Raw genomic sequence first — 21,133 nt, forward strand, 5'->3', positions numbered from 1 at the left:
CTGCGCCGGCTCACCGAAGCGGTGGGCGGCGGTTCGTCTGTCCGATCTGACGGCCGATACGAAAAAGAACATCCCCCGCATCGCAATGCGGATGGATGTTCCTGGCAGCAACCGGTGCAAGTGGAGCTTGCGGTGCCGTTCGTGATCGGGCTGCGTCTAGGCCGGACGTGCCTACTACCAACCCAAATTCCAGAGGGCGTAACGTGTATGCCCTGGGCGCCCTGGTGTCAACCCACATTTTCCCACCTGTGACAGGAGGGTGACGGGATCGGCCCGGTTCGGCGCGTCACGCCACATTATCGCGGATCGGCCATGCAAAAAGGGGCCGGCCCGCAGGCCGGCCCCCGTTCGCAGCACAGAAGCTTACTTGATGATCGAGGCGACGACGCCGGCGCCGACCGTACGACCACCCTCGCGGATGGCGAAGCGCAGGCCCTCGTCCATGGCGATCGGGGCGATCAGCTCGACTTCCATGGAGATGTTGTCGCCCGGCATCACCATCTCGGTGCCTTCCGGCAGCTTCACCATGCCCGTCACGTCGGTCGTGCGGAAGTAGAACTGCGGACGGTAGTTGGTGAAGAACGGCGTGTGACGGCCACCCTCTTCCTTCGTCAGGATGTAGGCCTCGGCCTTGAAGGTGGTGTGCGGCGTGATGCTGCCCGGCTTGGCCAGAACCTGGCCGCGCTCGACGTCCTCACGCTTCGTGCCGCGCAGCAGCGCGCCGATGTTGTCGCCAGCCTCACCCGAGTCGAGCAGCTTGCGGAACATCTCCACACCGGTCACGGTGGTCTTGACCGTGGCCTTCAGACCGACGATCTCGACTTCCTCGCCAACCTTGACGATGCCGCGCTCGACGCGGCCGGTCACCACGGTGCCGCGGCCCGAGATCGAGAACACGTCCTCGATCGGCATCAGGAACGGACGGTCCTTCGGACGCTCCGGCTGCGGGATGTACTGGTCGACCTCGGCCATCAGCTTGAGGATCGCGTCACGGCCGATCTCCGGCGAACGGTCCTCCAGCGCGCACAGCGCCGAGCCCTTGACGATCGGAATGTCGTCGCCCGGGAACTGGTAGGAGGACAGCAGCTCGCGCACCTCCATCTCGACCAGCTCGAGCAGCTCCGGATCGTCGACCATGTCGACCTTGTTCATGAACACCACCAGCGCCGGCACGCCGACCTGGCGGGCCAGCAGGATGTGCTCGCGGGTCTGCGGCATCGGGCCGTCGGCGGCCGACACGACCAGGATCGCGCCGTCCATCTGCGCGGCGCCCGTGATCATGTTCTTCACGTAGTCGGCGTGGCCCGGGCAATCGACGTGGGCGTAGTGGCGGTTGGTCGTCTCGTACTCGACGTGGGCGGTCGAGATCGTGATGCCACGCGCCTTCTCTTCCGGCGCCTTGTCGATCTGGTCGTAGGCGGTGAAGGTCGCGCCGCCGCTCTCGGCCAGCACCTTCGTGATCGCCGCGGTCAGCGACGTCTTGCCGTGGTCGACGTGGCCGATCGTGCCGATGTTGCAGTGCGGCTTGTTCCGCTCGAACTTTGCCTTCGCCATGGTGTGTGCTCTCCGTCTCTTTGTCGTTCCAGCGGTTTCAGGCCATCCTGGCGCGGATGGTCTCCGCAATGGTCTGCGGCACCGGCTCGTGGTGGTCGAACTGCATCGTGTACTGCGCGCGCCCCTGGCTCATCGAGCGCAGGGTGTTCACATAACCGAACATCGACGCCAACGGAACCATCGCCAGGATCGAGCGGGCGTTTCCCCGCTGGTCCATGGCGGTGATCTGGCCGCGGCGGCTGTTCAGGTCCCCGATGATGTCGCCCATGTAGTCTTCGGGCGTCACCACCTCAACCCTCATGATCGGCTCCAGAAGCATCGGGCCGGCCTTCGGCATGCCCTCGCGGAAGGCCGCGCGGGTGGCGATCTCGAAAGCGAGCACCGAGGAATCGACGTCGTGGAAGGCGCCGTCGACCAGCGCCACCTCGAGGTCGATCACCGGGAAGCCGGCGACCACGCCGCTGTGCAGGGAGGCCTCCAGCCCCTTCTGCACGCCCGGAATGAACTCCTTGGGCACGGCGCCGCCGACAACCTTGTTCCGGAAGACGAAGCCGCTGCCGGCAGGCAACGGTTCGAAGACCAGCGTGACGCGGGCGTACTGGCCGGTGCCCCCGGTCTGCTTCTTGTGGGTGTAATCGATCTCGGCGGGCCTGGTGATGGTCTCGCGGTACGCCACCTGCGGCGCGCCGACGTCGGCATCCACCTTGAACTCCCGCTTCATGCGGTCGACGATGATCTCGAGATGCAGTTCGCCCATGCCCTTGATGATCGTCTGACCGCTCTCATGGTCGACGGCCACGCGGAAGGACGGGTCCTCCTGGGCGAGGCGGGACAGCGCCATGCTCATCTTTTCCTGGTCGGCCTTGGATCTCGGCTCGACGGCCACCTCGATGACCGGTTCCGGAAACTCCATCCGTTCCAGGACGATGGGATTGGCGGGATCGCACAGCGTGTCGCCGGTCGTCGTGCTCTTCAGCGCGGTGAAAGCGACGATGTCGCCGGCGTGGGCCTCGTCAATGTCCTCGCGGCTGTTGGCGTGCATCAGCAGCATGCGGCCGATGCGCTCCTTCTCATCCTTGCCGGCATTCAGCACGGCGGTGCCGGAGGCGACGGTGCCCGAATAGACGCGAACGAAGGTCAGCGCCCCGACAAAGGGGTCGTTCATGATCTTGAAGGCGAGCGCGGAGAAGGGAGCGGCGTCGTCCGGTGCGCGCTCGTCCGTCTCGGGGCCGCCGACACGGTGTCCTTTGACCGCCCCGACGTCCACGGGGGCCGGCAGATAGTCCACCACGGCGTCCAGCATCGGCTGGATGCCCTTGTTCTTGAAGGCCGAGCCGCAGAGGACCGGCACGAAGCGCAGGCCGATGGTGCCCTTGCGGATGCAAGCCTTGAGCGTGTCCGCGGATGGCTCCTGCCCGGACTCGAGATAGGCCTCCATGGCCGCGTCGTCGAGTTCGAGGACGGCGTCGAGCAGCGCCTGACGGTGGCGCGCCGCCGAGTCCTTCAGGGCGTCGGGAATGTCGGTGTGATAGAATTCGGCGCCCAGCGTCTCTTCTTTCCAGACGATGGCGCGCATGGCGACGAGATCGACGACGCCGACGAAGCCGGCCTCGGACCCGATCGGAAGCTGGAGGACGAGCGGAAAGGCGCCGAGCCGTTCCTTCATCATGGCGACGCAGCGGAAGAAGTCCGCGCCGGTGCGATCCAGCTTGTTGACGAAACACATGCGGGGCACGCCGTACTTGTCGGCCTGCCGCCACACGGTCTCGGACTGAGGCTCCACCCCCGCAACGGAGTCGAACACCGCAACCGCACCGTCGAGCACGCGCAAGGACCGTTCGACTTCAATGGTGAAGTCGACGTGGCCAGGCGTGTCGATGATGTTGATGCGGTGATCGCGCCAGAAGCAGGTCGTGGCCGCGGAGGTGATGGTGATGCCCCGTTCCTGTTCCTGCTCCATCCAATCCATCACCGCGGTGCCCTCGTGCACCTCGCCGATTTTGTACGACTTTCCAGTGTAGTACAAAATCCGCTCGGTGGTCGTGGTCTTCCCGGCATCGATGTGAGCCATGATGCCGATGTTGCGGTAACGGTTCAGGGGATGGGAACGGGGCATGACAAGCACCTGGGCCGGTGGGTGCCTTACCAGCGGTAGTGCGAGAAGGCCTTGTTGGCTTCCGCCATACGATGGGTGTCTTCGCGCTTCTTCACGGCGGTGCCACGCTGGTTGGCGGCATCCAGCAGCTCACCCGACAGACGCTCGGTCATGGTGTTTTCCGAACGGGCGCGGGCGGCGCCGATGAGCCAACGGATGGCCAGGGCCTGGGCGCGGTCCGTACGGACCTCGACCGGAACCTGGTAGGTGGCGCCACCGACGCGACGCGAGCGCACTTCGAGGTGCGGCTTCACGTTCAGCAGGGCGTCGTGGAAGACCTGAACCGGCTCGTTCTTGGTCTTGGCCTCGATGCGGCTGAGCGCGCCGTAGACGATGCGCTCGGCGGCGGACTTCTTGCCGTCCAGCATCAGGCAGTTCATGAACTTGGTCAGGACGCGGTCGCCATACTTGGCGTCCGGCAGGACCTCACGCTTCTCGGCGCGACGACGACGGGACATCGTGAATACTCCTTACTTCGGACGCTTCGCGCCGTACTTCGAACGACGCTGCTTACGGTCCTTCACGCCCTGGGTATCGAGCGTGCCGCGGATGATGTGGTAGCGAACGCCGGGAAGATCCTTCACACGGCCGCCGCGGATCATAACCACCGAGTGTTCCTGGAGGTTATGGCCTTCACCGGGGATGTAGGAGGTCACTTCGAAGCCGTTCGTCAGGCGAACGCGGGCGACCTTACGCAGAGCCGAGTTCGGCTTCTTCGGCGTGGTCGTGTAGACGCGGGTGCAGACGCCACGCTTCTGCGGGCACGCCTCCATCGCGGGAACCTTATTGCGCGCGGCCAAGGGCTCGCGCGGCTTACGGATCAACTGGTTGATCGTCGGCATATCTGCCCTTCATCCCTTCAGGTCGATCGACCGGCGGAGCCGGACCGATTGGAAAATCGCCCGGCGGCACCGGACGATGCAAAAGCCCGCCTGCGAAGCCTGTGGGGCTTCGAGCGGGCCCAATGATCAATTGCTGTCGGAGCGGTCCGCGAGGACCCGGTCGTTCAGCTATGTCGCTTGGGTTCAACCGGATGCCGGTCGGAATGGACGAAAGACCTTCCCGAGGCTCCTTTTGAAGTTCGCGGACTATATGGGTCCGCCGGGGACCCGTCAAGCGCGCAGATGACCGTTCGTCATGCGCTTCGATGACAGTCCGGCGTCAGCCGGCGCGCGCCGACCGGCGCCGCCGCAAGGCCTCCGCGCTCTTCGCCACCGCGGCGGCCCGCGCCTCGATCATCGGGCGCATCCGCGCGAGGAGATCGGTCGTCACCGCCTCCCCCGCCCCCTCCGGGGATCCGGCGTCGAAGGGGGGCTTCGGGTCGTACTCGATGGAGAGCTGGACGAGCTTCGCAGCTTGCTCGCCGAACAGCGCGCCGACGATGCGCAGCGCCACGTCGATTCCCGCGGTCACGCCGCCGCCGGTGAAGAGCGTGCCGTCCACCACCACACGCTCCGCCACCGGCGTGGCGCCGAACGCAGCGAGGAAGTCGCGGGACGCCCAATGGGTGCCGGCCCGCTTGCCCTCCAGCAGCCCGGCCGCGCCGAGCACCAGGGAGCCGGTGCAGATCCCGGAGAGATAGCGGGTGCCCAACGCCCGTTCCGCCAGGAAGGCCAAAACCTCCTCGTCGGTCAGCAGCGCGTTGATGCCGCCGCCACCCGGCACCAGGATCAGATCAAGCGGCGGTGCCTCCGCGAGAGTGGCGGTGGGAAGGATGGTCAGGCCGGTGTCCGAGCGCACCGGATCGAGCGTCTTCCACAGCAGATGGACCTGGGCGCCGGGCACGCGCGCCAGCACCTCATAGGGACCGGTGAGGTCGAGCTGCGTGACGTCGGGAAACAGTAGAAGGCCGAAACTGGGCGCTTTCTCGGTCATCGCGGACGCTCCGATGCGTGGAGCCGACGATTCTAAACCCACCTGAACAAATGAGAAAGGGGCGCGTCCCCTGCGGAACGCACCCCTTGCCCTACCCTATGCGCCGAAGCCCCAGACTTCTGAACCTCAGGCCGCGGTGCTTTCGCCCGGATGCGGCAGGGCCGGAGCCTCGCCCTCCCCGCCCTCGCCTTCCGCCAGGGCGCGATCCCGCTCGGCGGCGATCTGCTTCAGGCGGTTGACGACGGAGCCCGTGCCCGCCGGGATCAGTCGGCCGACGATCACGTTCTCCTTCAGGCCTTCCAGGTTGTCGGTCTTGCCCGACACCGCCGCCTCGGTGAGGACGCGGGTGGTTTCCTGGAACGACGCGGCGGAGATGAAGGACCGGGTCTGCAGCGACGCCTTGGTGATGCCCTGCAGGACCGGGTGGCCGGCGGCCGGCTTCAGCCCCTCGCCGACGGTCTTCTCGTTCTCCTCGTCGAACTCCTGACGGTCGACCTGTTCGCCCACCAGGAAGGTGGTCTCGCCGGCGTCGGTGATCTCGACCTTCTGCAGCATCTGGCGGACGATCACCTCGATGTGCTTGTCGTTGATCTTCACGCCCTGCAGCCGATAGACGTCCTGGATCTCGTTGATGAGGTAGTTGGCCAAAGCCTCCACACCCATCACCGACAGGATGTCGTGCGGCACCGGGTTGCCGTCCATCAGCAGGTCGCCGCGCTCGACATAGTCACCCTCCTGCACGGAGATGTGCTTGCCCTTCGGGATCAGATACTCGCGCTCGTCCCCCGTCTCGTCGTTGCGGACGACGATGCGGCGCTTGGTCTTGTAGTCCTTGCCGAACTCCACGCGGCCGTCGAGGTCCGAGATGATCGCGAAGTCCTTCGGACGGCGCGCCTCGAACAGCTCGGCCACGCGCGGCAGACCGCCCGTGATGTCGCGGGTCTTGGACGACTCGCGCGGGATACGCGCCAGCACGTCGCCGGCCCGGACGTGGGCGCCGTTCTCGACCGAGAGGATGGCGTCCACCGACATGAAGTAGCGGGCCTCCAGGCCGTTGGCCAGCGTGATGATCTCGCCGCGCTCGTCGCGCAGCGTGATGCGCGGCTTCAGATCCGCACCGCGCGGCTGCTGGCGCCAGTCGACCACGACCTTGGACGAGATGCCGGTCGCCTCGTCCATCACCTCGCGCATGGAGATGCCTTCCACGAGGTCGACGTAGTGGGCGGTACCCTCGCGCTCGGTGATGATCGGCAGGGTGTAGGGGTCCCACTCGGCCAGCTTCTGGCCGCGCTCGACTTTCACGCCCTCGTCGGCCAGCAGCTTCGCACCGTACGGAACGCGGTGCCGCGCCCGCTCGCGGCCCTGCTCGTCGAGCAGGATCACCTCGGTGCTGCGGCCCATGACCACCGGGATGTTGGACGAGTTGATGACGACGTTGCGGTTGTTGATCCGCACCGTGGCATCGAACGCCGCCTCCACCTGGCTCTGCTCCGCACCGCGCTGCGCCGCGCCACCGATGTGGAACGTGCGCATGGTCAGCTGCGTGCCCGGCTCGCCGATCGACTGGGCGGCGATGACGCCCACCGCCTCGCCGACGTTCACCAGCGTGCCGCGGGCCAGATCGCGGCCGTAGCACTTGGCGCAGACGCCGTCCTTGGTCTCGCAGGTCAGGACCGAACGGATCATGACGCTGTCGATGCCCGAACGCTCGATGCGGTCCACCGTGGGCTCGTCGATCAGGCCGGCGTTCGGCACGATCAGCTCGCCGTTCAGCGGGTCGATCAGGTCGCCGACCACCGTGCGGCCGAGGATGCGGTCGCCCAGCGGGGAGATGACCTCGCCGCCGTCGATGACGGCCTTGACGGTGATGCCCTTGTCGGTGCCGCAATCCGTCTCGACGATGATGGCGTCCTGAGCCACGTCGACGAGACGACGGGTCAGGTAACCGGAGTTCGCCGTCTTCAAGGCGGTGTCGGCCAGCCCCTTGCGGGCGCCGTGGGTGGAGTTGAAGTACTCCAGCACGGTGAGGCCTTCCTTGAAGTTCGAGATGATCGGCGTCTCGATGATCTCGCCCGACGGCTTGGCCATCAGGCCGCGCATGCCCGCCAGCTGGCGGATCTGGGCGGCCGAGCCACGCGCACCGGAGTGGGCCATCATGTAGACCGAATTCACCGGCTTGCCGGGGGCGGTGTCGGAAATGACCTTCATCATCTCCGTCGCCACCTTCTCGGTGCATTCCGACCAGACGTCGACGACCTTGTTGTACTTTTCGCCCTGGGTGATCAGGCCGTCGAGATACTGCTGCTCGAACTCCTTGACCCGCTCCTTGCTGTCGTTGACCAGCTTCTTCTTCGCCTCGGGGATGACCATGTCATCCTTGCCGAAGGAGATGCCGGCGCGGCAGGCGTGGCCGAAGCCGAGCTTCATCAGGCGGTCGGCGAAGATCACCGTCTCCTTCTGACCGCAATGGCGGTAGACGGCGTCGATGACGTTGCCGACGTCCTTCTTGGTCAGCAGGCGGTTGATCAGCGCGAAGGGCACCGCCGGGTTGCGCGGCAGGATCTCGGACAGGAGCATGCGGCCCGGAGTCGTCTCCACGATGGAGATCTTCTCGTCGCCGTTCTCGTCCACACCCTTGTAGCGCGCCTTCACCTTGGCGTGCAGCGTCACGACCTTGGCGTCCAGCGCCTGCTCGATCTCGCCGACGTTGGCGAAGGTCATGCCCTCACCCACCTCGCCCGGCCGGTCCATCGTGATGTAGTAGAGACCCAGCACGATGTCCTGCGACGGCACGATGATCGGCTTGCCGTTGGCGGGCGACAGGATGTTGTTGGTCGACATCATCAGGACGCGCGCTTCCAGCTGGGCCTCGAGGCTCAGCGGGACGTGCACGGCCATCTGGTCACCGTCGAAGTCCGCGTTGAAGGCGGTGCAGACCAGCGGGTGGAGCTGGATCGCCTTGCCTTCGATCAGCGTCGGCTCGAAGGCTTGGATGCCCAGACGGTGCAGCGTCGGTGCGCGGTTCAGCATCACCGGATGCTCGCGGATGACCTCCTCCAGGATGTCCCACACCTCGGGGCGCTCCTTCTCGACCATCCGCTTGGCGGCCTTGATGGTCGAGGCGAGGCCGTACAGCTCCAGCTTCGCGTAGATGAAGGGCTTGAACAGCTCCAGCGCCATCTTCTTCGGCAGGCCGCACTGGTGCAGCTTCAGCTCCGGGCCGACCACGATGACCGAACGGCCCGAGTAGTCGACGCGCTTGCCGAGCAGGTTCTGACGGAAGCGGCCCTGCTTGCCCTTCAGCATGTCGGACAGCGACTTCAGCGGACGCTTGTTGGCGCCGGTGATGACGCGGCCGCGGCGGCCGTTGTCGAACAGCGCGTCGACGGCCTCCTGCAGCATGCGCTTCTCGTTGCGGACGATGATGTCCGGCGCCTTCAGCTCGATCAGCCGCTTCAGGCGGTTGTTGCGGTTGATGACGCGGCGGTACAGGTCGTTCAGGTCGGACGTGGCGAAGCGGCCGCCGTCCAGCGGGACGAGCGGGCGCAGCTCCGGCGGGATCACCGGAATGACCTCCAGGATCATCCATTCCGGACGCGACTGCGACGACAGGAAGGCGTCGATCAGCTTCAGCCGCTTCACGAGCTTCTTGCGCTTGGCCTCGGACGAGGTGTCCCGCAGCTCCTCGCGGCAGGTCTTCTTCTCCTCCTCCATGTCGAGCGCCGACAGCATGATGCGCAGCGCTTCGGCACCGATGGAGGCGGTGAAGGCGTCCTCGCCATACTCGTCTTGGGCGGAGACGAACTCCTCCTCGCTGAGAAGCTGGTGCAGCTTCAGCGGGGTCAGGCCCGGCTCGATGACGACGTAGTTCTCGAAATAGAGGATACGCTCCAGATCCTTCAGCGTCATGTCGAGCAGCAGACCGATGCGGCTCGGCAGGGACTTCAGGAACCAGATGTGAGCGACCGGCGAAGCCAGCTCGATGTGGCCCATGCGCTCGCGCCGGACCTTCGACAGCGTCACCTCGACGCCGCACTTCTCGCAGATGATGCCACGGTACTTCATGCGCTTGTACTTGCCGCACAAGCACTCGTAGTCCTTGATCGGGCCGAAGATGCGGGCGCAGAACAGGCCGTCGCGCTCAGGCTTGAAAGTGCGATAGTTGATGGTTTCCGGCTTCTTGATCTCGCCGAACGACCAGGACCGGATGCGCTCGGGGCTCGCGATCTGGATGCGGATCTGATCGAAGCTCTGGGGACCCTGGACCTGGCCGAAAATGTTCATCAACTCGTTCATGACCGTCTCCCGCTGGCAGCGCCGCGTTGTCGGTTAAGGGCAGTTCCCGCCGGAAGGGGCCAACATGGCCCCTCCTCCGGCGGGTTCAAGTCTCTTGGGCTCAGTACGACCGCTGGTTCAGCTCGACGTTCAGGCCCAGGGAGCGCAGCTCCTTGACCAGAACGTTGAAGGACTCAGGGATGCCCGCCTCGAAGTTGTCGTCGCCGCGGACGATCGCCTCGTAGACCTTGGTGCGGCCGGACACGTCGTCCGACTTGACCGTGAGCATTTCCTGCAGCGTGTAGGCGGCGCCGTAGGCTTCGAGCGCCCACACTTCCATTTCACCGAAGCGCTGTCCGCCGAACTGGGCCTTACCGCCAAGCGGCTGCTGGGTGACCAGCGAGTAGGGACCGATCGAGCGCGCGTGGATCTTGTCGTCCACGAGGTGGTGCAGCTTCAGCATGTAGATGTAGCCGACGGTCACCTTGCGGTCGAAGGCCTCGCCGGTGCGCCCGTCGATCAGGGTGACCTGACCGGAGCGGTCCAGGCCCGCCTTCTCCAGCTGCTGGCAAATGTCCTCCTCGCGCGCGCCGTCGAAGACCGGCGTGGCGAAGGGAACGCCCTTGCGCAGGTTGCCGCCCAGCTCCAGCAGTTCGCCTTCGGTCATGTCGGCAATCTGGTCGTCGTAGACCTTCTCGCCGTAGGCTTCCTTCAGCGTGATGCGCAGCCCGTCCATGGTCTGGGCGGCGTCGCCGCGGCCCTTCATGGCGAGGCGGTACTGGTCGATGGCGCGGCCGATCTGCTTGCCGAGGCCGGCCGAGGCCCAGCCCAGATGGGTCTCCAGGATCTGACCGATGTTCATGCGCGACGGCACGCCCAGCGGGTTCAGCACCAGATCGACCGGCTGGCCATCCTCCAGGTACGGCATGTCCTCCTGCGGCAGGATGCGGGAGACCACACCCTTGTTGCCATGGCGGCCGGCCATCTTGTCGCCCGGCTGCAGCTTGCGCTTCACCGCGACGAAGACCTTGACCATCTTCATCACGCCCGGCGGCAGCTCGTCGCCGCGCTGCAGCTTCTCGACCTTGTTCTCGAAGCGGTTCTGCAGCGCCTGGATCGAGTCGTCGAAGACCTTGCCCAGGCTTTCCACCGTCTCCATCACCTGCTCGTCGGCGATGGAGATCTGGCGCCACTGGCCCTTGGTCAGGTTCGCCAGTTCGGCGTCGGTCAGGACCGTGCCGGCGCGCATGCCCTTCGGACCGGACTGGGCGGTCTGGCCGAGGATGACCTCCTTCAGGCGGGTGTAGAAGCTGCGCTCCAGGATCGCGCGCTCGTCGTCGCGGTCCTTGGCCAGCTTCTCGATCTCGGCGCGCTCGATCGCCAGGGCGCGCTCGTCCTTGTCGACGCCGCGGCGGCTGAAGACGCGGACCTCGACAATCGTGCCGGCGACGCCCGGCGGCAGACGCAGCGAGGTGTCGCGGACGTCGGACGCCTTCTCGCCGAAGATGGCGCGCAGCAGCTTCTCTTCCGGGGTCATCGGGCTTTCGCCCTTCGGCGTCACCTTGCCGACCAGGATGTCGCCCGGACGGACTTCGGCGCCGATGTAGACGATGCCGGCCTCGTCGAGGTTCTTGAGGGCTTCCTCACCGACGTTCGGAATGTCGCGGGTGATTTCCTCCTGGCCCAGCTTGGTGTCGCGGGCCATGACCTCGAACTCCTCGATGTGGATCGAGGTGAAGACGTCGTCCTTGACGATGCGCTCGTTGATGAGGATCGAGTCCTCGAAGTTGTAGCCGTTCCACGGCATGAAGGCGACGAGCACGTTGCGGCCCAGCGCCAGTTCGCCCAGCTCCGTCGAGGGGCCGTCGGCGATGATGTCGCCGGCCGCCACGCGGTCGCCCACCTTCACCAGCGGACGCTGGGTGATGCAGGTGTTCTGGTTGGAACGCTGGAACTTCAGCAGGTTGTAGATGTCCACGCCCGGCGCCGTGGCGTCGGACGAGTCGGTCGCCCGGACCACGATGCGGGTCGCGTCGATCTGGTCGACGATGCCCTTGCGCTTGGCGACGATGGTCACACCGCTGTCGCGGGCCACCGTGGCCTCCATGCCCGTGCCGACCAGCGGCGCGTCGGCCTTGACCAGCGGCACCGCCTGACGCTGCATGTTCGAGCCCATCAGCGCGCGGTTCGCGTCGTCGTTCTCGAGGAACGGGATCAGCGCCGCGGCGACGGAGACGAGCTGCTTCGGCGACACGTCGATCAGATCGATGGCCTCCGGGCGGAACATCAGGTACTCACCGCCCTGCCGGCACGACACGAGGTCGGCGGCGAAGCGGTTGTTCGCGTCCAGCTCGGCGTTGGCCTGGGCGACGACGTAGCGGCCCTCCTCCATGGCGGAGAGGTAGACCACCTCGTCGGTGACGATGCTGTCGCGCACCTTGCGGTACGGGCTCTCGATGAAGCCGTACTGGTTCACGCGGGCGTAGGTCGCCAGCGAGTTGATCAGACCGATGTTCGGACCTTCGGGCGTCTCAATCGGGCAGATGCGGCCGTAGTGCGTCGGGTGCACGTCGCGCACCTCGAAGCCGGCGCGCTCGCGGGTCAGACCGCCCGGGCCGAGGGCCGAGAGACGACGCTTGTGCGTGATCTCGGACAGCGGGTTGGTCTGGTCCATGAACTGCGAGAGCTGCGACGAGCCGAAGAACTCGCGCACGGCGGCGGCCGCCGGCTTGGCGTTGATCAGGTCGTGCGGCATGACCGTGTCGATCTCGACCGAGCTCATGCGCTCGCGGATCGCGCGCTCCATGCGCAGCAGGCCGACGCGGTACTGGTTCTCCATCAGCTCGCCGACCGAGCGGACGCGGCGGTTGCCGAGATGGTCGATGTCGTCGATCTCGCCGCGGCCGTCCTTCAGGTTCACCAGGACCTTGAGGATCGACATGATGTCCTGCTTGCGCAGGACGCGGACGCTGTCCTCGGTCTGGAAGTTCAGGCGCGCGTTCATCTTGACGCGGCCCACCGCCGACAGGTCGTAGCGCTCGCTGTCGAAGAACAGGCCGGCGAACAGCGCCTCGGCCGATTCCAGGGTCGGCGGCTCGCCCGGGCGCATGACGCGGTAGATGTCGATCAGCGCGTCCTCGCGGGACGCGTTGCGGTCGGCGGCCATCGTGTTGCGGATGTAGGCGCCGACGTTCAGGTGGTCGATCGCCAGCACCGGCAGCTCGTCGACGCCAGCCTTCTCCAGCTTGTCGAGGTCGCTGGCCGACAGTTCGTCACCGGCTTCGAACAGGACTTCGCCGGTCCGCTCGTTGATGATGTCGACGGCGAGGTAGCGGCCGGTCAGTTCCTCGGTGGAGACGAGCTGCTCGGCGAGGCCGCCCTCGACCAGCTTCTTGATCAGGCGCGGCGTCATCTTGGTGCCGGCCTCGGCGACGACCTGGCCGGAGGCCGCGTCCACGAGGTCGGAGGCGACCTTCACGCCCTTCATGCGGTCGGCGTTGAAGGGGGTCTTCCAGCCGCCCGACGCGCGGGTGTAGGTGATGGTGTCGTAGAAGAAATTGAGGATTTCTTCCTTCGCCATGCCCTGCGCCTCGTAGGGCAGCAGGTCCTTCTTCTGGGCCTTCCGCTCGGCGCGCAGCGCCTCGGTCTCCGCGCCGTCCAGAGCGAACAGCAGCGTGGTGGCCGGCAGCTTGCGGCGGCGGTCGATGCGCACGTAGACGAGGTCCTTGGCGTCGAACTCGAAGTCCAGCCAGGAGCCGCGGTACGGGATCACGCGGGCGGCGAAGAGATACTTGCCCGACGAATGGGTCTTGCCCTTGTCATGGTCGAAGAAGACACCCGGGCTGCGGTGCATCTGCGAGACGATGACGCGCTCGGTGCCGTTGATGATGAAGGTGCCGTTGGCCGTCATCAGGGGCATGTCGCCCATGTAGACGTCCTGCTCCTTGATGTCGCGGATCGAGCGCAGGCCCGTGTCCTCTTCCACGTCGAAGACGGAGAGGCGCAGGGTCACCTTCAGCGGGGCGGCGAAGGTCATGCCGCGCTGCTGGCACTCCTCGACGTCATACTTCGGCTGCTCAAGCTCGTACTTCACGAAGTCGAGGACGGCGCGGTCGGAGAAGTCCTTGATCGGGAACACCGACCGGAACACCTCCTGCAGACCCAGGTTGGCCCGCTTCTCCGGCGGGACGTCCATTTGCAGGAAGTGGTCGTAGGAGCTGCGCTGCACCTCGATGAGGTTGGGCATCTGGGTGACTTCCGGGATGCGCCCGAAGCTCTTCCGAACACGCTTTCGACCCGTAAAGGATTTGGCCATGGATGTCCCCAAACGTCAGAATCGTGAGTACGCTCGACCAGAAGCACGCGAACCAGGGTGCTCGCCGCGACGCGGCGATGATCGCGCGGCCCGCCCCTTATGCAGGGACGGAAAGAGCCGGACCGAGAAACCCGGTCCGGTGGAAGGCAGAAAACGCCGTGCGGCGGCAGGCCCCCTCGGGGACCGGCCGCCGTCCGGCGTGGATATGTCTTATCCGTCGCAGCAAGACGGGTCTTACTTAATATCGACCTTGGCGCCGGCCTCTTCAAGCTGCTTCTTGATCTTGGCGGCCTCGTCCTTCGACACGGCCTCCTTGACCGGCTTCGGGGCGCCTTCGACCAGGTCCTTGGCTTCCTTGAGGCCCAGGCCGGTGATGGCGCGGACTTCCTTGATCACGTTGATCTTCTTGTCGCCGGCGTCGGCGAGGATCACGTTGAACTCGGTCTGCTCTTCGACCGGGGCGGCGGCGGCGGCCGGACCGGCGGCGGCAACGGCCACCGGAGCGGCGGCGGAGACGCCCCACTTCTCTTCCAGCAGCTTCGACAGCTCGGCGGCCTCGATGACGGTCAGGGCCGAGAGATCGTCGACCAGCTTCTGCAGATCAGCCATTTTAATGCTCCAACAACTCGATGTTCTGGGATGGGTAGACAGCTAGACGGGTGCGGCTCAGGCCGCCTCGTCCTTCTTCGCGTAGGCCGCCAGCACGCGGGCGACCTGGCCGCCCGGAGCCTGGAGAACGCCGGCGATACGGGTCGCCGGAGTCTGGATCATGCCCACGAGCTTGGCGCGCAGTTCGTCCAGCGACGGGAGCGTGGCGAGAGCCTTCACTCCCTCCGCGTCGAGGATCTGGTCGCCGAGAGCGGCACCGACGATCTTCAGCTTCTCGTTGGTCTTCGCGTAGTCGGCCACCACCTTGGCGGCCGCGACGGGATCCTTCGAGTAGGCGATCGCGGTCGGTCCCTTGAAGAGACCGTCCAGACCTTCAAACTGCGTGCCCTGAAGGGCGCGGCGGGCGAGCCGGTTCTTCGTCACCTTGAAGCTCGCGCCCGCGGCCCGAATCTTGCCACGCAGGTCGGTGACTTCCGCCACCGTCAGGCCGAGATGGTGGGTGACCACCACCAGGCCCGTTTCCTGGAGCTTCGACTGCAGGTCCGCGATCGTCGCTTCTTTTTGTGTACGATCCACGGATCGCCTCCTTGCACAGAGGTTTACAAGGGACCCCTTCCCTTTCGGTGGGGAGCCCCGGCGAACCTGTCCCAGAAGTTCGAGCCGTTCCTGAACCGCGGGCAAGCCCGCGTGGTTAACGGTTCAACTCCTGTCTGCTCTGGCAGGTTTAAGCCCTTGCCTCCGGAGAGACGCGGGCACCAGCGGTCTTGGACAGGGTGGGCATCCCCGCAGGGACACCCGATCGCCGCCGGTTCCCGAAGGAGCCGGCGGCGAAACTCAGATCACTCAGGCCGTGGCGGCCAGAGTGGACAGATCGAGCTTCAGGCCCGGGCCCATCGTCGAGGACAGCGAGACCTTCAGCAGGTACTGACCCTTGGCACCGGTCGGCTTGGCGCGGGTGATGGCATCCACGAAGGCGCGGATGTTCTGCACCAGGGCCTCTTCCGAGAAGCTGGCCTTGCCGACGCCGGCATGCACGATGCCGGTCTTCTCGGCGCGGAACTCCACGGCGCCGGCCTTGGCGGCCTTGACGGCGCCGGCCACGTCGGGGGTCACGGTGCCGAGCTTCGGGTTCGGCATCAGGCCGCGCGGGCCGAGGACCTTACCGAGCTTGCCGACGACGCCCATCATGTCCGGGGACGCGATGCAGCGGTCGAAGTCAATGTTGCCGGCCAGGATCTTCTCGGCCAGATCGTCGGCGCCAACGATGTCCGCGCCGGCGGCCAGGGCGTCATCCGCCTTGGTGCCCTTGGCGAACACGGCGACGCGCACGGTCTTGCCGGTGCCGTTCGGCAGGTTCACCACACCGCGGACCATCTGGTCGGCGTGACGCGGATCGATGCCCAGGTTCATGGCGATTTCGATGGTCTCATCGAACTTCGCCTTGGGCAGGCCCTTGATCAGGGAGACGGCGCCTTCCAGCGAGTAGAGCGCCTCGCGGTCGACCTTCTTGTAGGAATCGGTCAGTCGCTTGCCGAGCTTCGCCATGGGATCAGCCCTCCACCACTTCGAGGCCCATCGAGCGGGCGGAACCAGCGATCATGCTCGCGGCCGCCTCGACGTCGTGGGCGTTCAGGTCCTTCATCTTCTTTTCGGCGATGTCACGAATCTGGGTCTTCGTGATCTTGCCGGCGAAAGCGCCCTTGCCGGTGGTCTGCGAACCCTTGTCGATGCCAGCGGCCTTCTTCAGGAAGTAGCTGACCGGCGGGGTCTTCGTGACGAAGGTGAAGGTACGGTCGCCGTAGGCGGTGATGACCACCGGGATCGGCATGCCGACTTCCAGGTCCTGCGTCTTGGCGTTGAACGCCTTGCAGAACTCCATGATGTTCAGGCCGCGCTGACCGAGCGCCGGGCCGATGGGCGGCGACGGATTCGCCTTGCCGGCCGGAACCTGCAGCTTGATGAAGCCAACGATTTTCTTTGCCATGTCACAACCTCCAGATACGACGCCTCGATACGCTGTCCGGCGTCGCGGGGCTTTGCGGTGCGGCTATGGCGGGCCTTCCGCAGCAGAAAGGAGCACGTGACTGTTCATCACGTGCCCCGGGAAAACGGTTGGTCTCAGACCTTTTCGACCTGGGTGTATTCCAGCTCGACCGGCGTGGAGCGGCCGAAGATCGACACCGCCACCTTGAGGCGGGCCTTCTCCTCGTCGACTTCCTCGACGGTGCCGTTGAAAGAGGTGAAGGGGCCGTCGCTCACACGAACCTGCTCGCCCACCTCGAAGGTGATCGAGGGCTTGGGGCGCTCAAAGCCTTCCTGCACCTGATGGATGATCCGCTCGGCTTCGCGCTGGCTGATCGGCTGCGGCTTGCCGCCACCACCCAGGAACCCGGTGACCTTCGGCGTGTTCTTCACGAGATGCCAGGACTCGTCCGTCAAATCCATCTTGATGAGGACGTAGCCGGGGAAGAACTTCCGCTCGGTGTTGATCTTGGAACCCCGGCGCACCTCGACCACTTCCTCGGTCGGCACCAGGATCTCTTCGAATTTGTCTTCCAGACCCTTCTGAGCCGCCTTCTCGCGGATGGCCTGGGAAACCTTCTTCTCGAAGCCCGAATAGACGTGAACGACGTACCAGCGCGCGGCCATGGCGATCAGGCTCCCAGCCCAAGGATCATACGGACGGCGAAGGCCAGCACCTGATCCACGACGAGGAAGAACAGCGAAGCCAGCACCACCATGACGAACACCATGGCGGTCGTCACGCCGGTTTCCTTGCGGGTCGGCCAGGTGACCTTGGCCACCTCGCGGCGGACGTCGCGCGCGAATTCTGCGGGGTTCACTTTAGCCATCGTAGACCGTGCGGGCTCCGGTGCGACGTGTAGGGCGCGGTCAGCGACCCGTTCTTGTTCGGTACGGCGTGGCAGGAGTGGAGGGGCTCGAACCCCCAGCCCCCGGTTTTGGAGACCGGTGCTCTACCAATTGAGCTACACTCCTATCGCCGCAGGCTCTACCCCCGGCGGGGAGCGGAGCTTATAGCGCATAGCCGCGTGGCTTGCTAGCCTTTTTATCGGCCGGCATGCCGAAAACGACAGGGATCAATCCCGCCGCCGAACCATGGGGAACGACGGCGGGATCGACACCTTTAACTTACTTGATGATCGAGGCGACGACGCCGGCGCCGACCGTACGACCACCCTCGCGGATGGCGAAGCGCAGGCCCTCGTCCATGGCGATCGGAGCGATCAGCTCGACTTCCATGGAGATGTTGTCGCCCGGCATCACCATCTCGGTGCCTTCCGGCAGCTTCACCATGCCCGTCACGTCGGTCGTGCGGAAGTAGAACTGCGGACGGTAGTTGGTGAAGAACGGCGTGTGACGGCCACCCTCTTCCTTCGTCAGGATGTAGGCCTCGGCCTTGAAGGTGGTGTGCGGCGTGATGCTGCCCGGCTTGGCCAGAACCTGGCCGCGCTCGACGTCCTCACGCTTCGTGCCGCGCAGCAGCGCGCCGATGTTGTCGCCAGCCTCACCCGAGTCGAGCAGCTTGCGGAACATCTCCACACCGGTCACGGTGGTCTTGACCGTGGCCTTCAGACCGACGATCTCGACTTCCTCGCCAACCTTGACGATGCCGCGCTCGACGCGGCCGGTCACCACGGTGCCGCGGCCCGAGATCGAGAACACGTCCTCGATCGGCATCAGGAACGGACGGTCCTTCGGACGCTCCGGCTGCGGGATGTACTGGTCGACCTCGGCCATCAGCTTGAGGATCGCGTCACGGCCGATCTCCGGCGAACGGTCCTCCAGCGCGCACAGCGCCGAGCCCTTGACGATCGGAATGTCGTCGCCCGGGAACTGGTAGGAGGACAGCAGCTCGCGCACCTCCATCTCGACCAGCTCGAGCAGCTCCGGATCGTCGACCATGTCGACCTTGTTCATGAACACCACCAGCGCCGGCACGCCGACCTGGCGGGCCAGCAGGATGTGCTCGCGGGTCTGCGGCATCGGGCCGTCGGCGGCCGACACGACCAGGATCGCGCCGTCCATCTGCGCGGCGCCCGTGATCATGTTCTTCACGTAGTCGGCGTGGCCCGGGCAATCGACGTGGGCGTAGTGGCGGTTGGTCGTCTCGTACTCGACGTGGGCGGTCGAGATCGTGATGCCACGCGCCTTCTCTTCCGGCGCCTTGTCGATCTGGTCGTAGGCGGTGAAGGTCGCGCCGCCGCTCTCGGCCAGCACCTTCGTGATCGCCGCGGTCAGCGACGTCTTGCCGTGGTCGACGTGGCCGATCGTGCCAATGTTGCAGTGCGGCTTGTTCCGCTCAAACTTTGCCTTCGCCATCGCTTTGGTCTTTCGTTCCCGACGTTCCGGACGCACACAATGGCCCGGCCGAGACCGACATTTCCCTTAGCGCGGGGGGATTGGAGCGGGTGAGGGGAATCGAACCCCCGTCGTAAGCTTGGAAGGCTTCTGCTCTACCATTGAGCTACACCCGCCTGCCATGCCCCGCCCGGCGCTATCGACCGGGAAACGCGATCACGGACAAGCCGTGGAATGTAGTGGTGGAAGGGGCTGGATTTGAACCAGCGTACGCTTACGCGGGCAGATTTACAGTCTGCTGCCTTTAACCACTCGGCCACCCTTCCTCAGGCCCGCTGCGGGACATGCCCGCCGCGGAGTTCGGCACTATGAGAATTTTTCAGGCCTTGTCAACACGTCTGAAGCAGTCCAAACCAGAAAACTGTGAATAACCGCGGCGGGCTTAGCCCCGCCCCCTCCAGTCGGACACCATGACCCGTTCGAAGAAGCCATCCGCGCCCCACGGCCAGCCCCCTGCCCCGGCCAAGAACCACTCCCCATCCCACCGCGAGTCGCGCGGCGACCGCACCTCCCCAGGGCGCGGCGCGCAGGGCGTCCTGCTCTACGGCCTGCACCCGGTGTCTGCGGCCTGGCTGAACCCGGAGCGGCGCATCCACCGTCTGATCGCGACGGAAGCGGGCCGCGCCGCGTTGGAGCCGGTGCTGGCCCAGGCCAAGGCGCGCGGGCTGCAACGGCCCGGCCTTATGCCGGCCGACCGCAACGACCTGGACCGCATGTTGCCGCCGGGCGCCGTACACCAGGGCGTGGCAGCAGACGTCGCCCCCTTGGACGAGATCGGGATCGAGGACCTCTGCGTGGAGGCCGATTCGGATCCGTCGGCGCTCGTCGTCGTCCTCGATCAGGTGACCGACCCGCACAACGTCGGCGCGATCCTGCGCTCTGCTTCGGCCTTCGGGGCCAAGGCGGTGGTGGTGACGGAGCGCAACGCGCCGGAGACCACCGGCGTCCTCGCCAAGAGCGCCTCGGGAGCACTGGAGTCGGTTCCGCTGGTGCGAGTCACCAACCTCGCCCGGGCGCTCGCCGATCTTCAGCAGGCCGGCTTCTGGACGGTCGGTCTCGCCGAGTCGGGGACGAGCACGCTGGCCCAGTGCAACCTGACGGGCCGCACCGCGCTGGTGCTGGGGGCGGAGGGGGCCGGGCTGCGCCGCCTGACCATGGAGCGTTGCGACATCGTCGCGCGCCTGCCGACCCAGGGACCGGTGGGCAGCCTGAACGTGTCCAATGCCGCCGCGGTCGCCCTCTACGAGGTCGCCCGGCTGCGCTGACGCGTCGCCAAACGCGCCGCACAGGTGAGGCTTGCTGCGGACCGCGGGGGACGCTAGTGTAAGCGCCCGCCGCCGTCTGGCCGGGCGGCATGCCGGTTTAGCTCAGTTGGTAGAGCAGCGGTTTTGTAAACCGAAGGTCGCGGGTTCGAGCCCTGCAACCGGCACCACCTTTTTTTGACCGCCAGACCGACGTCCTGCCCATGACGCACGCCACCGAAGGCGGCTCCCTGATCCCGACCGGCTCCGGCGTCATCGACGCGGAGCACAGTTCCATTCTCGACCTCCTGTCGGCGATGACCGCGGGCGGTCCGGTCGGGCTGGCGGAGCTGACCGCGCTTTCGCACGAGGTGGCGGAGCATTTCGCCACGGAAACGGTGGAGATGGCCGTTCTGGCCACGGACCGGCGGGAGCGGCACGAGCAGGCCCATCGTAGCTACTTGGCCAGCATCGACGCTCTGGTGGGTACCGCTGAGCGCGGCGCCCCGGTGACCAGCGACGACGCGAACCGGCTGATGCTATGGTTCATCGTCCACTCCAACACCGCCGACACCGAACTGGTGGAGGCCGCCCGGCGCGCCGGCGACGAGCCGCCCATGATCTCCATGGACGAATGGCTCGACGGCCTGGACGAGGCTGATCGGGACGCCTTGCGCTCCTGAGACGGCCATGACGCCCCAACCGGGGAACCGGGCCTCCAGGCAGCGG

Annotated in this window: 16 protein-coding genes and 4 tRNA genes; 3 read left to right on the forward strand and 17 right to left on the reverse strand. The window is 66.0% G+C overall.

The window, feature by feature from the left end:
• Nucleotides 1–363 precede the first annotated feature (363 nt).
• The 17 genes from tuf (AMK58_RS10415) to AMK58_RS10495 form a co-directional block, all read right to left on the reverse strand.
• Nucleotides 364–1,554, reverse strand: coding sequence for an elongation factor Tu (gene tuf / locus AMK58_RS10415; RefSeq protein WP_035675071.1), 1,191 nt, complete (start codon nt 1,552–1,554; stop codon nt 364–366).
• 37 nt (nt 1,555–1,591) lie between these two features.
• A complete protein-coding gene (fusA, locus tag AMK58_RS10420) occupies nt 1,592–3,670 on the reverse strand; it encodes an elongation factor G (RefSeq protein ID WP_035675072.1) in 2,079 nt (692 codons plus the stop codon).
• A 26-nt stretch (nt 3,671–3,696) separates the two neighbouring features.
• Entirely contained in the window at nt 3,697–4,167 is a 471-nt protein-coding gene (rpsG, locus tag AMK58_RS10425) for a 30S ribosomal protein S7 (RefSeq protein ID WP_014241043.1), read from the reverse strand.
• A gap of 12 nt (nt 4,168–4,179) precedes the next feature.
• Nucleotides 4,180–4,551: a 30S ribosomal protein S12 gene (gene rpsL / locus AMK58_RS10430; RefSeq protein ID WP_012973201.1), complete on the reverse strand. Its 372-nt coding sequence runs from the start codon at nt 4,549–4,551 to the stop codon at nt 4,180–4,182.
• 319 nt (nt 4,552–4,870) lie between these two features.
• The gene (locus tag AMK58_RS10435) at nt 4,871–5,584 is read right to left on the reverse strand and encodes a DJ-1/PfpI family protein (protein WP_059398868.1); all 714 of its coding nucleotides are present in this window, start codon (nt 5,582–5,584) and stop codon (nt 4,871–4,873) included.
• Between the two features lie 126 nt (nt 5,585–5,710).
• Nucleotides 5,711–9,880 (reverse strand): DNA-directed RNA polymerase subunit beta', encoded by a 4,170-nt coding sequence (rpoC, locus tag AMK58_RS10440; RefSeq protein WP_059398869.1) that lies wholly within the window; start codon nt 9,878–9,880, stop codon nt 5,711–5,713.
• Nucleotides 9,881–9,980: 100 nt separating this feature from the next.
• Entirely contained in the window at nt 9,981–14,174 is a 4,194-nt protein-coding gene (gene rpoB / locus AMK58_RS10445; RefSeq protein WP_059398870.1) for a DNA-directed RNA polymerase subunit beta, read from the reverse strand.
• A 234-nt stretch (nt 14,175–14,408) separates the two neighbouring features.
• On the reverse strand, nt 14,409–14,783 hold the full coding sequence (rplL, locus tag AMK58_RS10450) for a 50S ribosomal protein L7/L12 (RefSeq protein ID WP_035675064.1): 375 nt from the start codon (nt 14,781–14,783) through the stop codon (nt 14,409–14,411).
• 57 nt (nt 14,784–14,840) lie between these two features.
• Complete coding sequence (gene rplJ / locus AMK58_RS10455; protein WP_014241049.1) at nt 14,841–15,359, reverse strand: 50S ribosomal protein L10; 519 nt, start codon at nt 15,357–15,359, stop codon at nt 14,841–14,843.
• 267 nt (nt 15,360–15,626) lie between these two features.
• Nucleotides 15,627–16,328, reverse strand: coding sequence for a 50S ribosomal protein L1 (rplA, locus tag AMK58_RS10460; protein WP_035675066.1), 702 nt, complete (start codon nt 16,326–16,328; stop codon nt 15,627–15,629).
• A gap of 4 nt (nt 16,329–16,332) precedes the next feature.
• Nucleotides 16,333–16,767 (reverse strand): 50S ribosomal protein L11, encoded by a 435-nt coding sequence (rplK, locus tag AMK58_RS10465; RefSeq protein ID WP_014241051.1) that lies wholly within the window; start codon nt 16,765–16,767, stop codon nt 16,333–16,335.
• Between the two features lie 134 nt (nt 16,768–16,901).
• Entirely contained in the window at nt 16,902–17,432 is a 531-nt protein-coding gene (nusG, locus tag AMK58_RS10470) for a transcription termination/antitermination protein NusG (RefSeq protein WP_014241052.1), read from the reverse strand.
• A gap of 5 nt (nt 17,433–17,437) precedes the next feature.
• Nucleotides 17,438–17,635, reverse strand: coding sequence for a preprotein translocase subunit SecE (gene secE / locus AMK58_RS10475; RefSeq protein WP_035675069.1), 198 nt, complete (start codon nt 17,633–17,635; stop codon nt 17,438–17,440).
• A gap of 69 nt (nt 17,636–17,704) precedes the next feature.
• A tRNA-Trp gene (locus AMK58_RS10480) sits at nt 17,705–17,780 on the reverse strand.
• Between the two features lie 153 nt (nt 17,781–17,933).
• Nucleotides 17,934–19,124, reverse strand: a complete 1,191-nt coding sequence (gene tuf / locus AMK58_RS10485; protein WP_035675071.1) for an elongation factor Tu — start codon at nt 19,122–19,124, stop codon at nt 17,934–17,936.
• 81 nt (nt 19,125–19,205) lie between these two features.
• Nucleotides 19,206–19,279, reverse strand: a tRNA-Gly gene (locus AMK58_RS10490).
• Between the two features lie 64 nt (nt 19,280–19,343).
• Nucleotides 19,344–19,429: transfer RNA gene (locus AMK58_RS10495), tRNA-Tyr, on the reverse strand.
• 144 nt (nt 19,430–19,573) lie between these two features.
• Here AMK58_RS10495 and rlmB point away from each other — a divergent pair.
• From rlmB to AMK58_RS10510, 3 genes are all read left to right on the forward strand, one after another.
• Nucleotides 19,574–20,428: a 23S rRNA (guanosine(2251)-2'-O)-methyltransferase RlmB gene (rlmB, locus tag AMK58_RS10500; protein ID WP_035675077.1), complete on the forward strand. Its 855-nt coding sequence runs from the start codon at nt 19,574–19,576 to the stop codon at nt 20,426–20,428.
• A 91-nt stretch (nt 20,429–20,519) separates the two neighbouring features.
• Nucleotides 20,520–20,595, forward strand: a tRNA-Thr gene (locus AMK58_RS10505).
• Nucleotides 20,596–20,628: 33 nt separating this feature from the next.
• Complete coding sequence (locus tag AMK58_RS10510; RefSeq protein WP_035675078.1) at nt 20,629–21,087, forward strand: hemerythrin domain-containing protein; 459 nt, start codon at nt 20,629–20,631, stop codon at nt 21,085–21,087.
• Nucleotides 21,088–21,133 lie beyond the last annotated feature (46 nt).

It is taken from the genome of Azospirillum brasilense, from assembly GCF_001315015.1.
In the GTDB taxonomy this organism is placed as follows: Bacteria; Pseudomonadota; Alphaproteobacteria; order Azospirillales; family Azospirillaceae; genus Azospirillum; species Azospirillum brasilense.

Bases quoted from the DNA above. Each gene is read 5' to 3' on its own strand.
- tuf (WP_035675071.1), bottom strand. From the start codon at position 1,554: ATGGCGAAGGCAAAGTTCGAGCGGAACAAGCCGCACTGCAACATCGGC.
- fusA (WP_035675072.1), bottom strand. From the start codon at position 3,670: ATGCCCCGTTCCCATCCCCTGAACCGTTACCGCAACATCGGCATCATG.
- rpsG (WP_014241043.1), bottom strand. From the start codon at position 4,167: ATGTCCCGTCGTCGTCGCGCCGAGAAGCGTGAGGTCCTGCCGGACGCC.
- rpsL (WP_012973201.1), bottom strand. From the start codon at position 4,551: ATGCCGACGATCAACCAGTTGATCCGTAAGCCGCGCGAGCCCTTGGCC.
- AMK58_RS10435 (WP_059398868.1), bottom strand. From the start codon at position 5,584: ATGACCGAGAAAGCGCCCAGTTTCGGCCTTCTACTGTTTCCCGACGTC.
- rpoC (WP_059398869.1), bottom strand. From the start codon at position 9,880: ATGAACGAGTTGATGAACATTTTCGGCCAGGTCCAGGGTCCCCAGAGC.
- rpoB (WP_059398870.1), bottom strand. From the start codon at position 14,174: ATGGCCAAATCCTTTACGGGTCGAAAGCGTGTTCGGAAGAGCTTCGGG.
- rplL (WP_035675064.1), bottom strand. From the start codon at position 14,783: ATGGCTGATCTGCAGAAGCTGGTCGACGATCTCTCGGCCCTGACCGTC.
- rplA (WP_035675066.1), bottom strand. From the start codon at position 16,328: ATGGCGAAGCTCGGCAAGCGACTGACCGATTCCTACAAGAAGGTCGAC.
- rplK (WP_014241051.1), bottom strand. From the start codon at position 16,767: ATGGCAAAGAAAATCGTTGGCTTCATCAAGCTGCAGGTTCCGGCCGGC.
- nusG (WP_014241052.1), bottom strand. From the start codon at position 17,432: ATGGCCGCGCGCTGGTACGTCGTTCACGTCTATTCGGGCTTCGAGAAG.
- secE (WP_035675069.1), bottom strand. From the start codon at position 17,635: ATGGCTAAAGTGAACCCCGCAGAATTCGCGCGCGACGTCCGCCGCGAG.
- tuf (WP_035675071.1), bottom strand. From the start codon at position 19,124: ATGGCGAAGGCAAAGTTTGAGCGGAACAAGCCGCACTGCAACATTGGC.
- rlmB (WP_035675077.1), top strand. From the start codon at position 19,574: ATGACCCGTTCGAAGAAGCCATCCGCGCCCCACGGCCAGCCCCCTGCC.
- AMK58_RS10510 (WP_035675078.1), top strand. From the start codon at position 20,629: ATGACGCACGCCACCGAAGGCGGCTCCCTGATCCCGACCGGCTCCGGC.